Origin of the sequence: Pedobacter sp. CG_S7 (genome assembly GCF_040544395.1) — a bacterium.
In the GTDB taxonomy this organism is placed as follows: domain Bacteria; phylum Bacteroidota; class Bacteroidia; order Sphingobacteriales; family Sphingobacteriaceae; genus Pedobacter.
The window spans coordinates 1-14,157 of the sequence record NZ_JBEONS010000048.1; the positions used below are offsets into that span (position 1 = coordinate 1).

General features: G+C 36.5%; 11 protein-coding genes. 4 read left to right on the forward strand and 7 right to left on the reverse strand.

The genetic code is table 11. The features are described 5' to 3' along the window. Positions 1-252 precede the first annotated feature (252 nt). Positions 253-1,077, reverse strand: coding sequence for a DUF2971 domain-containing protein (locus tag AAKU52_RS15980; protein WP_354335364.1), 825 nt, complete (start codon positions 1,075-1,077; stop codon positions 253-255). A 473-nt stretch (positions 1,078-1,550) separates the two neighbouring features. On the opposite strand from AAKU52_RS15980, the gene AAKU52_RS15985 reads away from it, so the two are divergent. From AAKU52_RS15985 to AAKU52_RS15995, 3 genes are all read left to right on the forward strand, one after another. Further along, a complete protein-coding gene (locus AAKU52_RS15985; RefSeq protein WP_354335366.1) occupies positions 1,551-1,754 on the forward strand; it encodes a recombinase family protein in 204 nt (67 codons plus the stop codon). A 436-nt stretch (positions 1,755-2,190) separates the two neighbouring features. After that, a complete protein-coding gene (locus tag AAKU52_RS15990; protein WP_502931036.1) occupies positions 2,191-2,676 on the forward strand; it encodes an acyl-CoA thioesterase in 486 nt (161 codons plus the stop codon). 12 nt (positions 2,677-2,688) lie between these two features. After that, positions 2,689-3,876, forward strand: coding sequence for a cation:proton antiporter (locus tag AAKU52_RS15995; protein WP_354335370.1), 1,188 nt, complete (start codon positions 2,689-2,691; stop codon positions 3,874-3,876). On the opposite strand, the gene AAKU52_RS16000 is transcribed toward AAKU52_RS15995, so the two are convergent. The 4 genes from AAKU52_RS16000 to holA form a co-directional block, all read right to left on the reverse strand. Continuing rightward, positions 3,873-4,448: a hypothetical protein gene (locus AAKU52_RS16000; protein ID WP_354335372.1), complete on the reverse strand. Its 576-nt coding sequence runs from the start codon at positions 4,446-4,448 to the stop codon at positions 3,873-3,875. The two genes, AAKU52_RS15995 and AAKU52_RS16000, sit on opposite strands and share 4 nt — an antisense overlap. A gap of 111 nt (positions 4,449-4,559) precedes the next feature. Further along, on the reverse strand, positions 4,560-4,964 hold the full coding sequence (locus AAKU52_RS16005) for an EVE domain-containing protein (RefSeq protein WP_354335374.1): 405 nt from the start codon (positions 4,962-4,964) through the stop codon (positions 4,560-4,562). A gap of 80 nt (positions 4,965-5,044) precedes the next feature. Continuing rightward, positions 5,045-7,615: a zinc-dependent metalloprotease gene (locus AAKU52_RS16010; RefSeq protein ID WP_354335376.1), complete on the reverse strand. Its 2,571-nt coding sequence runs from the start codon at positions 7,613-7,615 to the stop codon at positions 5,045-5,047. A 110-nt stretch (positions 7,616-7,725) separates the two neighbouring features. Further along, a complete protein-coding gene (gene holA, locus AAKU52_RS16015) occupies positions 7,726-8,751 on the reverse strand; it encodes a DNA polymerase III subunit delta (RefSeq protein ID WP_354335378.1) in 1,026 nt (341 codons plus the stop codon). A gap of 56 nt (positions 8,752-8,807) precedes the next feature. Here holA and AAKU52_RS16020 point away from each other — a divergent pair, with 56 nt between their 5' ends. Continuing rightward, a complete protein-coding gene (locus AAKU52_RS16020; RefSeq protein WP_354335381.1) occupies positions 8,808-9,269 on the forward strand; it encodes a type I restriction enzyme HsdR N-terminal domain-containing protein in 462 nt (153 codons plus the stop codon). Between the two features lie 661 nt (positions 9,270-9,930). Here AAKU52_RS16020 and AAKU52_RS16025 read toward each other — a convergent pair. Together AAKU52_RS16025 and AAKU52_RS16030 are read right to left on the reverse strand one after the other, a co-directional pair. Then, positions 9,931-12,597 (reverse strand): valine--tRNA ligase, encoded by a 2,667-nt coding sequence (locus tag AAKU52_RS16025; protein ID WP_354335383.1) that lies wholly within the window; start codon positions 12,595-12,597, stop codon positions 9,931-9,933. Positions 12,598-12,748: 151 nt separating this feature from the next. Continuing rightward, positions 12,749-14,062: a S9 family peptidase gene (locus AAKU52_RS16030; RefSeq protein ID WP_354335386.1), complete on the reverse strand. Its 1,314-nt coding sequence runs from the start codon at positions 14,060-14,062 to the stop codon at positions 12,749-12,751. Positions 14,063-14,157: the final 95 nt, after the last annotated feature.

Consider the following 14,157-nt stretch of genomic DNA (forward strand, 5'->3'; position numbering starts at 1 on the left):
TTCGACACTTTTGGTCAAAAAAACCCAAAACTAAAAAAACAAAAAATCCAAAAAGTTAATATAATTCTGACTTGTTGCTTTTGCAACGGTCTTAAAAAGTACTTGAAGGTATCGAATGTTAAAATTTATGGATATAATCTGATTTTAACTAAATTTACGGCGCAAGTCGTTCCAATTTTATACAATCTTTCGACACTGATATTATAAGAGGCTAGTTAGTTATTCTCAAAATCACAATTCTAAGCTTCTATATTAAGGCGATAATTGTTTTGGTGTCAAATTAAATGCGGTATAATCCGCTCTCATTTGAGAAACAATTATATTAGGATTACATGTTATAGCTAGTTCTAAGAGCTTATCAGTACTATCTGGATCTACATTTATGCCTATATATAAATGACTCAAGATATCTGAATCAAGTTTAATAAAATTTAAAAGATGTTCGTTAAAACTGAAGTTTGAACCTGTTATTCTCACTTCTTTTTCATACTTCCAGATATCGGACTTAGTCTTAAGCATGTATAATATTGCTTGATCACTTACTGGATATAAGCTTTTCTTGCTAAGACTGTCTACGTAATCAATTGGTAAGTAACCAATTTCATTTATGCGTGAGCGCAAAAATGAATATATTCCCTGATTATTGTAACCTATACAGATTCCATTATGATTTTTGCAATAATGTGCCCACATTAATATCTCATCAAAAGAAGTACTAAACGAAGTTACTCCACGATGACTATATTCAAAGTTGAGCCCACGCTTTGCCAATGCTTCCACTTGCTGATCTGTAGCCCGGTCAAGTTGTCTTTTTAACCGATATCTTTCCGAATAGTTATGCTTTAAAATCCTTGCAAAAGCACCAGCCATGTGCGCCCTCGTTGAAGCAGATTCAATTTTCAATAACTCCACTGAACAGTCAAAGGGGTCATTAAACCTGTCGGGTCTGCTAAAGGCAATATTTTGGTTATCAATTGCTTTCAGCCCTGTCTCTAAATCAAAATACTTATAGATAGTAGGAACGCTTGTCATGCTTTTTGCGGCTGTGATAACGTAGTCAAAAAGGGTGTCATCCATACTTTTTTTTTGTCGAATATAAACCTACCATTTAAATATCTTATCTGCTTGACATAAGTTTAAGTGGAAAAAGTAGACTAATTAGGGCGTTAACCTATTAATAACAAATTCTCATTATTCCCTCGTTACTTAATAATTTATTTTAAACAAAGACTCCTGCTTTTAAACAAATCAAATCTTTCCCTATTAAGCCTTAAATATTTTTTTCCTTTTCGCTAATTATCATAAACCCATTCCATTATTCAAAATGATTTTTATATTTTTGATAATGAGTTTTTGATAATAAAAATAACATGAAAATTGGCTACTCAAGAGTAAGTTCTGCAGATCAAAATTTAGACCTTCAATTTAATGAACTAATCAATTACGAATGCACAACAATTTACCAAGAAAAGATTTAAGGAAAAAATACAGAAAGACCGAACTTAAGAAACTTCTAGAAAACCTTAGTTGCTTTTTTACAAGAACATAAAATGAATTTAGTCAGCTTGCATAATCATATTAATACCACTACTGCTACAAGCAGATTTACCTTTATTATCTTTCGTTTATTAGCAGAATTTAAAAGGGAGATATTTGCGAACGAACTAAGGCTTGGCTCAATGCACCAACAGCAAGAGGCAGAAAAGGAGGCAGGCCATCAGGCTTATAGTCAGAAAAATTACTGCTCGCATTAATTGCTCGTGATCTTCAGGATACTGGTAAATACTCCATTTCAGAAACAGCCAACAGGCTAAAATTACCTATTGCAACTTGCTACCTTTATATGAATTATTTAAGTGAATCTAAAAATCAACGGACTAAAGAAATTTAGTAATAGTGCATATCATTTTTAGGCAAAAAAGCGCTAAAGAAATGCGACAATTTATTCATAAAGTTCATAGTAAATCTGAGCATGGTTTTATTTTTGGTTAAGAATGCAAAAGGGATAACCTTATTTATGAAATAAATTAAATCCAAAGATAACCCACCAAAATTAACTCATCTCGAATTTAATTAATTGAATAGGCTATGTAAAAGATTGGATCTCATAACACGAAACTGGACAATTTGTTTATTTTTGCAAGAAGTATGGATAAAATCGTTAAGCACCCAAAAAATTCGTTCACCATTATGAATGAATTAGTATTACCCAATGACACCAATACATTAAATAATTTAATGGGTGGAAGGTTATTACATTGGATGGATATTGCTGCCGCCATTGCAGCACAAAAACACAGTAATAGAATTGTGGTGACGGCCTCTGTTGATAATGTTTCCTTTAAACATGCTATTAAACTTGGCGACGTGATTACTATTGAAGCCAAAGTTACTCGCGCTTTCCATACTTCTATGGAGGTTAGGCTAGATGTTTGGGCTGAAAATATCCCTTCAGGAACACGTGAAAAGTCCAACGAAGCTTATTATACTTTCGTTGCCTTGGATGAAAATGGAAAAACAGTTAACATTGCTGAACTTGAACCAGAAACTGCAGCAGAAACCGATTTGTTTGAGGGTGCATTAAGACGCAGACAACTTCGCCTGGTTTTGGGTGGAAAAATGAATGCTAAAGATGCTACTGAATTGAGAGCAATATTTTATAAAGAAGAATCATAATTCACAGCAGATATGACTACATATACTACACTTATCATATTAAGCGGACTAGTCATATTTTCTTACCTATTTGACCTTGTAGCCAATAAAACTAAACTACCTTCTGTTTTATTGCTTTTACTGCTGGGTATCGGACTAAGGTGTTTGGTTGATGAATTACAATTAGAAACCTTTAACTTCATGAGTGTGCTGCCCACATTGGGAACAGTAGGATTGATATTGATCGTTTTCGAAGGCTCTCTGGAATTAAAATACGAGAGAGAGAAAAATAAACTCATCAAGGGAGCTTTTCTTTCGGCCCTTGTTATTTTGGCCATTACCGTAATGGTAATCACCTTTATCATCTACCAAATCAGTGGCCAAAGCTTATACATCTGTTTTACCAATGCCATTCCTTTTAGTGTCATTAGCTCTGCTATTGCCATTCCATCGGCCGCAGCTTTATCTGGAAAAGGAAAAGAGTTCATCATTTACGAGAGTTCTTTTTCAGATATATTAGGGATTATTTTATTCAATTTTGCAGTCTCCAACCCCCATATTTCTGTTTCTTCTTTTACCGGACTGGCGATGAGTACCTTTTTAATACTTGTATTTTCAGGTATCTCCTGTGTGCTCCTGCTTTATATTATGGGAAAACTTTTCCACCATATTAAGTTTTTCCTTATTATCTCTATTTTAATACTCATCTATGCCATCGGACAATCGTATCATTTATCCTCATTGGTTTTAATATTATCTTTTGGTTTGTTCTTAAATAATGCCGATGCAATACAACATGCATGGTTCAGGAGTATCTTTATTTACAAAAACCTGTCTAATGATTTAACTCAGCTTTACCAGTTGTCGGCGGAAAGTGCTTTTATTCTTCGTACCTTTTTCTTCATCATTTTTGGTTTCACCATTAATATATACAGATTAAATGATGGTATGGTCATTGCCAATGGTTTGATCATGCTGGCCTCTATATTCTTTATCAGGATAGTCTATTTGAAGCTTTTTAGAAAAGAAAACAGTGGTGGAGAATTATTTATAGCACCAAGAGGATTAATCAGCATCTTAATATATTTCAACTTACCAGAAAGCTTAAAAATTCCAGAAGTAGGCACAGCATTCTTATTTATGGTCGTTTTAGGATCAAGCCTGATCATGACAATTGGACTGCTGGCTACAAAAAACGCAGAAAGAAAGCGAATAGGTTAGTTTCCTTTATTAACCAAGGAAACTTTTAGTGATTGAAGTTCTGCCCCAGGGTTTTTTTGATAAGCTATAGAATGGTATTTTATTGATTTTACGCTCTCTTTATACTTATTAACATCATAGTTCACATCAATGGTACCTAAGCTGCCATTGATTAATGCTATAGAAGCAAAAACCCCATTAATAGCTGTATTATAAAAGCTGGTAATGATTCTTCCACTTAGCTCTTCTTCGATAGTTGGATCTTTTTCTCCCCATTTACGAACAGGCACCATTTTGTTGGATACTTTTTCATAATTCTTTTCATTGTAAGGATCATAACTCAAGTATTTCTTATACCTGAATCCTCTTTTCAAAACCTTAATCTTAATAGATTTAATGTTTGCAGCTTTAAAGAAGACTACTTTATCATTTTTTTGCACCCCAATACTGTCTGGGGTAACGTTATATAAAACACCTTTGAATACTTTATTCCCCGTATTGATGATGGCGATGTAAGGCTTTACCTGAGCATTAGCCTTCATTGTACCTATGCTTAAAAAACAGGAAATAAGAATAAACAACCGTATTTTCATATTTTAAATGTATAAAGGTGACAAAGCCTATTAATGATATTCTCTACAAATTATGTAATAAATGTCACATATCAAATGAAATATTAAAAAACTGTCGGTTTCAAGTAAAATCTAACTCCCCATTTCTAGAATTTTGTCAAATTCTTCAACTTTAAGCTGCATTACAGAAAGTCTACCTTGCCTTACTAATGCAATATCTTTTAAACTTTCTTCTGCTTTGATTTGCTCTAAAGTTACCGGATGTTTCAAGGTTTCTACTGGCACTAAATCTACGGCTACCCAATTGGCATTATCCGTTGTGGGATCCTGGTAAAATTCTCTAACCACTTTGGCAACACCTACCACATTCTTACCTTCATTGCTATGATAAAAAAGTACCATGTCGCCTTCTTTCATTTCTTTAAGGTTGTTGCGTGCCTGGTAATTGCGTACACCGTCCCAAAAGGTACGTCCATCTTTATTAAATTTTTCCCAGCTGTATTTAAAGGGTTCGGATTTGACTAAAAAGTAGTTCATATAACAAAAGTAAAAAATATGTTATCAAAAAAGCATCCCGAAAAATCAGAATGCTTATAAATCATGTGTATTTTAAAAAATTATCCTTTAGTATCCAAGGCTATAGCTATACGCTCCGAAAGGTCTTGTAAATGGTATTTACTTAAACCTGTTGCTGCCGGTTTCGCATTTTTAATTGCGATGTTTAATGATCTCAACTGCGCCTTAACCACTGAAATCACATCACTTTGTGAAGAATTTAAACTGCTGGAAGCTACACCTGCCCTGGAGGGCATAAAAGCTAAATTTGTAGGGGGATTGGCCTTTTTTATCAATGAGATCAGTTTATCAACGTAGTTCTTTTGTAGGTTACGGCGATAAACATCAATATTTTGGTTGCCATTCAATTCTGTAAAAACAGCGGCTTGCAATGCTGCAAATAAATCGGTTATTTTATAAGCTACTTCACCATCGGAAGCTTCTGCAGAAATTAATTTATCTAACGTATTGCTGCTCAACAACCTGGAAAGCACAGGTGATTGAACTTTATTGATAACTTCTAAAGGAGATAAGCCTGTGTTATCTAAAATTTGTTTATTCAACAACCAGGACGGGGTTTGAAATAAATTTTTATCTAAGAAGGCCATCGCTTCATTTTGCGTTGCTGCAGGTGTTCTTTCATACACTGCACCTTTCTGCTCTATTGTTTTCGGGGTTTCCTGTACACCACCAATATTTTTAGTCACATGCCCCATATAACGACCAAACTGTGTAGTTAACTGGTTATACATATTACTTAAATTATCATAACCCTGGTTTTTTTCATTGGTCCATTCGGGTAATTTATCCAGAATAACTTTTAGGTTTTTAATACCATAGGTACTGGCAATCATTGCATTATCGCCAAGGTCCTCATTTTGAGAACGAGGGTCGTCAGGATTGCTTTCTGTACCAAACCACAGCCGCTTATTCTTCAATTTATTTACGGTAATTTTATTGAGTACTGCAATCTCTTCGACTGGTGTTTTAACATCAGGAAGTAATTTATAACCCCATTCAATCGCCCAAAGATCATAGTCGCCAATTCTTGGGTAAAGCCCTTTGGGAGAAATATTATCCTCAGGTTGGGCCACATAATTAAAACGAGCATAGTCCATAATTGATGGCGTATGTCCATTTGCTTCTACAAAAGCCTTATCGCGAAGTTTTTCGACAGCAACGGTAGCGCTTGAACCATAATTATGACGCAAACCTAAAGTATGGCCTACCTCATGAGAGGAAACAAAACGGATCAGATCACCCATCAACTCATCACTAAATTCCATTTTGCGAGCTCTAGGATCCACTGCTGCAGTTTGAATCATGTACCAGTCGTGCACAAGTTTCATTACATTATGGTACCAGTTGATATGGCTTTCCATAATTTCACCACTTCTGGGATCTGCAATACTTGGTCCGCTGGCATTAGCAATCTCTGATGGCTTATAAACAATTGCGGAATGCGTGGCATCGTCAAGACTCCAGCTAGGGTCTTCGGCAGCTGTGGGTGCAACTTTCGCAATGATCGCATTTTTAAAGCCTGCCTTCTCGAAAGCTTTTTGCCAATCGTTTATTCCAGCCATTAAATAAGGAACCCATTTTTTTGGTGTTGCCGGATCAATGAAAAATTCAATTGGTTTAACGGGTTCAACCAATTCACCACGTTTGTATTTAGCCATATAACCAGGCTTAGGTTCTAAACGCCATCTTTTAATGATCTCAACTTCCCTCACACCCTGAGGGTTAAGGTCAAAATCTGTGTAACCTACAGCAAAGTAACCAACTCGGAGATCAAAATACCTCGGTTTCATTGGTACTTTTGGTAAAATTACTAAAGAAGTATTCAGTTCTACTGTAGAGGAGCCTGCAGAGCCACCCCCCATTACTGTGGAACTGGAACTTCCCATTGGCGATGGTGCAGCAGAAAGAGTGTAAGTTTTAACCGTCCCAATTTCTACATTATTTGGAAAACTCCGAATATTTAAAATGTAACTTCTGTCTGCCAATTGTGATCCTAAACGGAACCTACTTTTTAATTGTGGGGACCCAAAATAAAAGATATCATTATCACTGTTAATATAATCGGTCATATCGATAACACTGCCTTTTTGACCTGGAGAATAAGCAGCAATATTGAATGCAGCAGCAATGGCCTGAATATTAGAATTTTGAAGCGACTGGTACATCGCAGTGGTACTGTCGGCACCGTAAGTTCTATAGGACAACTTACGCATGAATATTTTATGATTTGGTCCTTTCTCAAACCTGATTACACTACTTCCAATTTGATCACCTGCATAGCCCGATGCCGATCTTACTTCCGCTCCTGCTTTTGAGATTCTGTTGACGACTAAAATTTCTCTGCCTAATAAGGAATCAGCAATTTCAAAAAAGAATTTTTCATCCACCTTGTGGGATGTAATCATTCCTTTTTTTGTCTCTGCTTTAGCTGTAATTACAGTGGCATAAGGTTTTGGGGCAGATTTTGTTCCTAAAGCAGCAAGTGGTCCTGCTACTTTTTTAGTGGTATCAGTTACTGTCGCAGCACTTGCAGGTTTAGTTGGTTTAGTTTGCCCATTCGCAATGGAGATACTTACCAAAGCTAGGACAGAAATTAATATAGTTTTCTTCATGTAACAGTCGTTTCTTCATCGCAAATATAAGCGCACACAATCAATGTTGACGTAATAAATACTATAACTTTACAGTTACATAAGCCCCTATTATTTAGGTTTTATTTGAATTAATGAATCATTTTAAAAACTAGTTCTTTTAGCAGTTCGCCATCTGAAATATTACCTGTACTATCTACGCCTTTACTTTTCAGATCATACTCCCGAAATAAACTGATCAGGTATACCGTTCTATTGAGATCGTAATTACGGGCAGCGGCTTCATAATCCTTAACAAAAAACGGACTAACGCCTAATTCTCTTGCAGCATCCTGTTTATTTGTCAGGTAATGGTATTTCAGAACTTTAGAGAAGTAAGAGTTAAGACTTGCCAATACCATTACCATGGGATTAGCTTTTGGATTATCGGCAAAGTAATTCACTATTTGATTGCATTTCAACACATTGCGCTGCACTATCGCCTTTTGCAATTCAAAGACATTGTATTCTTTACTAATGCCAATATTTTTTTGAACATGATCAGTATCAATCGTGGTTTCTTTGCTGATGTTTAACATCAGCTTTTCAATCTCATTGGCAATTTTAGACAGATCGGCACCTAGGTATTCTGCCATAAGCGCTGCAGCCTGTGGGGCAACTTTATAACCTTTTTCATTTACCAGCTCTTCTATCCACTGGGCAAGCTTATAATCCCTTACATTGTCGGATTGAAAGATCACCCCCGATTTAGTTATCGCTTTATAAAGCTTCTTACGTTTATCGAAGTTGGCGTATTTATAGCCCAGCACCAGGATTGTAGATTGCAATGGGTTTTCAAAATAGTTTTGCACATAAGCTGCTTCTTTAATTCCTGCCTCTGTATCCTTCCCCCATTTCAGGTCCTGCGCCTCTTTAACAATGATCACTTGATATTCAGACATCATTGGGTAGCGCTTTGCTGCATTTAAAATTGTAGCCATATCAGTATCCTTGCCATAAAAAACGGTTTGGTTAAATCCTTTCTCCATGTCGGTCAATACATTGGCTTCTATGTAATCAATTACTTGATCAATGTAATAGGGTTCTTCGCCATGTAATAAATACACCGGTTTGAACTTTTTAGCTTTGAGGTCTTTTATAATATCTTCCGCAGTCATATAATTATCCAAATGTAACCGCTAAAAACTAAATATTAAAGGTTATTTTTGTACAAATGGCATTTACCCCTGTAGCACTTAATCTTCCGGGCTATCCTTTTAAACTTACAAAAAAAGAGGAGCAGTATTATATTTTTGATGAGATACGCAAAAAACACCTGGTTTTAACACCAGAGGAATGGGTAAGGCAGCATTTTATCCAGTACTTAATTGTGGTTAAAACCTTCCCTAAATCGTTGATACAAGTAGAAGGTGGCTTAACGTTAAACAACTTACAAAAGAGAACAGATGTGGTTGTTTACAACATTAGTGGCGAAAGAATCATGATTATTGAGTGTAAAGCACCAGCAGTAAAAATTAACCAGGCTGTGTTTGATCAGGCGGCAAGGTATAATTCTGTGCATAAAGTTAAATGGCTAGTGGTTACAAATGGCTTAAATCATTGTTATGCAAAGATTAACCACCAGGAAGGACAATTTTCCTTTATAGAAGAGCTGCCTGTATATCAGGATTTGTAAAGTTTATTGTTGGGTATTTAGAGGTGTTTTAGTATTAGCCTTTATAAAGTAAAAATCAGGTATGCAATCAAAGTCTGAAATCTTTTGCTGGAAGAGGCAAAATCTTTCTAGGCCTTTTCTTTGCAATACCAGATTTTTTTTAGCGAATCTAATATAAATATTCTCCCTTCTGGTAGTACTATCCATTCAATTATCCTGACCCTGTTAAATTGCACTTTAGCTAAACATTCCCGCTTCTAGTAGTACCATCCATTCAATTATCCTGACCCTGTTAAATTGCACTTTAGCTAAACATTCCTCTTCTAGTAATATTACCCATTTAATTATCCTGTCCCTGTTAAATTGCACTTTAGATAAACATTACTTTTCCATTAATACTACCCATTTAATTGTCCTGTCCCTGTTAACCTACACTTGAGCTAAACATTCCTCTTCCTAGAATTACAGGGTAATTAAAAAGTATTATCCATTTAAATAATCCTGTCAAGATTAACCTATTTTTCTACATTTTACGACAACAATAACATCCTTTGCTCCTTCCACGGACCAGCCCCCACTTTTACAAGCACAAAAAAAAAGTAGTGTCTAATGAAAAGGCATAGAAAGATTTTGCCTTTTCCGGCAAAACATTTCAGCCTTTGAATAGATCACAACTTTTTTTTTAGTTTTTAAAAGCCTTTAAACTTTCTTGAATAATTTTAATCTTACTTTCCGCATCTGCCTTTTTATTCATTTCATTGGCTACCACCTCAGGCTTCGCATTTTGCACAAAGCGCTCATTACCTAATTTAGAATCCACAGCTTTCAGAAATCCGAGTAAATAATTAAGTTCGGTAGTCAATCGTTCAATTTCGGCATCGACATCAATTTCCTCATTTAATAAGATAAAGAACTCATCATTTCCCACCATAAAACTAACCGCACCGGGTATTTTATCATTAACGAACTCCACCTCAGAAATATTTGCAAGCTTAAACACAATGTTCAACCACTTATCATAATCCAGATTAGAATTAACCTTTATACTTAAAGGCAGGGCCTCTTTAGGAGAAATCTGTTTCGTATTTCTAACATTCCTAATTTCGGCAACAACCTGTTTAACCACTTCCACTTCTTTTAGAATCTGCGGTTCAGCAGCGACAAAAGTAGGATACGTAGCTACGATGATACAATCCATTTCCCCCTTTTCACCAAAAAGTTCATCATGCCATAATTCCTCCGTAAGGAAAGGCATAAAGGGATGTAATGATTTAAGAATCCTTTCAAAGAAGCCAATGGTTACTTTTAAAGATTCCGCATCAATAGGATGTTGGTAAGCCGGTTTCACAATTTCCAGGTACCAGGCACAGAAATCATCCCAAACTAATTTATAGGTTGTCATTAAAGCTTCCGACAAGCGGTATTGCTTAAAATTATCCTCAATTTCAGCCAGGGCTTCATTAAAGCGGTTTTCAAACCAGTAGATGGCTTGTTGATTTGGGTTTTCCAGGTTCTCATCCACTTCCCACCCTTTAACCAAACGGAAAGCATTCCAAACTTTATTGGCAAAGTTTCTACCCTGTTCGCAATAGCTTTCATCAAACATGAGGTCATTACCAGCTGGAGAGCATAATAACATGCCAACCCGAACCCCATCAGCGCCAAATTTTTCAATAAGACCAATCGGATCAGGAGAGTTACCTAATGACTTAGACATCTTTCTGCCCAGTTTATCACGCACAATACCGGTTAGATAAACATTGGTGAAAGGCTTTTTGCCCATAAACTCATGTCCGGCCATAATCATCCTTGCGACCCAGAAAAACATGATTTCAGGAGCCGTCACCACATCATTGGTTGGGTAATAATAATTAATATCCTTATTTCCAGGATTCTTAATTCCGTCAAAAACCGAAATCGGCCATAACCAAGAAGAAAACCAGGTATCCATTACATCCTGATCTTGTTTCACAAAAGGAGCAAGTTGGTTTTTAAAACCTGTTACTTCCTCAGCGGTAAACACATTATCTAGATCTTTTAACTTAAGAAATTCATCAAGAGCCTCTTCTTTAGTTTTTGCAACCACCCAATTACCTTGATGATCATACCAAGCTGGAATTTGTTGTCCCCACCACAATTGCCTGCTGATGTTCCAGTCGCGCACATTTTCCATCCAGTGGCGGTAAGTATTTACAAATTTCTCCGGAATTAACTTAACATCACCGTTCAATACGTCGTCTAAAGCAGGTTTTGCCATTTCTTCCATCTTACAAAACCACTGCATCGAAAGTTTAGGTTCAATAGCAGCATCAGTACGTTCAGAAAAGCCAACCTGAGATTTGTAATCTTCCACTTTTTCCAGGTGTCCGGCTTCATCCAATAGTTTAGCGATCTTTTTTCTGGCGATAAAACGATCCTCACCCACTAAAATAGCCGCAAGTTCGTTTAAAGTACCATCATCATTGAGGATGTCGATTACTGGCAATTTATGTCTCACACCAAGTTCATAATCATTTAAATGATGTGCAGGGGTAACTTTTAGGCATCCTGTACCAAAATCCATGGTAACATAATCATCTTGAATTATAGGAATTTCCCTATTAATTAAAGGAATAAACACCGACTTACCCTTTAAGTGTGCATAACGTTCATCATTTGGGTTCACACAAATGGCTGCATCAGCCATAATCGTTTCCGGACGAGTGGTGGCGATGGTTAAAAACCCTTCCGTTCCTGAGAGGGTATATTTGATGTAATATAATTTCTGATTAACTTCCTTCCGGATCACCTCTTCATCAGAAACAGCAGTTTTACCTGCCGGATCCCAGTTTACCATACGGATACCCCTATAAATCCAGCCTTTTTTGTACAAATGAATAAAGCTGTCAATAACCGAATTCGAAAGATCTTCCTCCATGGTAAATCGTGTACGGTCCCAATCGCAACTGGCACCTAGTTTTTTCAACTGGTCAAGAATGATACCGCCATATTTATCTTTCCATTCCCAGGCATACTTCATAAACTCTTCCCGGGTAAGGTCTGCCTTGTTGATACCCTTTTCTTTAAGCATAGCCACAACTTTAGCTTCAGTAGCGATGGAAGCATGATCTGTTCCAGGTACCCAGCAAGCATTTTTACCTTGCATGCGCGCTTTACGGATCAGCACATCCTGTATCGTATTATTCAGCATGTGCCCCATATGCAATACTCCGGTAACATTTGGCGGAGGGATTACAATGGTGTAAGGTTCACGCTCATCAGGTTCAGAATGGAAAAACTTTTTAGAAAGCCAGTAACTGTACCATTTATTTTCGGTTGCCGCAGGATCGTATTTTTTAGAAATGCTCATTTATGGTTGTGGGAGAAATATGATAATTATAACAACAAAGTTTGTTACAGCACAAATTTAACGTTTATACCCTACAAAAAGAAAAAAGTCACATTATTGATTGCAAACTGTAAACCGCTAAATAGTCCGACTATTTTTAGATAGAAAAAACCTACTTCAAATTCATCATCAAATAATCCGTAACTTTCTGATATAAATGCGCTCTATCTTTTCCGATCACATTATGTTCATGGCCAGGATAAATCATATAATCTACCTGCACACCTTGGTCGACAGCACTTTTCACCAAGGAAACCGAGTTTTGCTGTAAAACTACAGGATCCTGAAGACCATGAATTAACAAGAGCTTACCTTTCAACTGACTAATCTTTTGAGTAAGATCTGTGTCGGCATAACCTTTAGGGTTTTCTAGTGGTGTATCCATATAACGTTCGGTATACATCACCTCATAAAGCTTCCAATTAATTACCGGTCCACCGGCAACTGCTGCTTTAAAAACACCAGGATGGCTCAACATAAAGTCAACGGTATTGAAACCACCAAAACTCCAGCCAAAAAGGCCCATATTCGCAGCATCAACGTAGGGTAAAGTCTTCAAATGAGCCACTGCAGTAAGCATATCTTCCATTTGTACCTCTCCAACCTTACGGAACATGGATTGTTCAAAAGCCTTCCCACGGTTATCACTACCACGGGTATCCATTACAAAAACCACAAAACCCTGCTGTGCCATATACCTAAACCAGTAATCTCCAGCGCCAGCATTCCAGCTATTCGTAATTAATTGCGCATGAGAACCACCGTACCAATACACAACTACAGGATACTTTTTAGTACTGTCATAACCCAAAGGTTTATACAAATTGCAATACAAGAGGTCACCACTATTGCTTTTTATGGTATATAGGTTTGATTTTTCTGTATGATAGGCTGTTAAAGGATTTTTAGCCTGCAATAATGTTTTAGCTTTTCCAGTTGCCGTTTCCAACAATTGCACTGTTCTTGGATTGTCAATATTACTGAAGTTATCAATAACCGTTTTACCAGAGGTACTGATTTGTGTATGATGAACAGCCGTGCCTTTTGTCAGTCTTTTGGATTTTGCGGTTTTGATCGTTAAAGCATATAAATTTCTGGTGATGGGAGATTCTGCTGTAGAAACATAAAACAAGTTTTCTCCTTTGGCATCAAAACCTTTAACGTCTAACACTTCCCATTCGCCTTTGGTTAACTGTTTAATCAGCTTGCCATTTGCCTGGTAGAGGTATAAATGATTCCAACCGTCGCGGTTACTCTGCCAAATAAATTTAGAAGGATCGTTTTTAAGGAATAAAACAGGCACCAGAGGCTCCACATATTTTTCATCTTGCTCTTCAAACAAAGTCTTAATTAAATCACCTGTCGCCGCATCATATTGATTGAGTTTCAAGTGATTTTGTTCCCGGTTCAACACAGCGATATACACATATTAAGACCGTTGCAAAAGCAACAAGTCAGAATTATATTAACTTTTTGGATTTTTTGTTTTTTTAGTTTTGGGTTTTTTTGACCAAAAGTGTC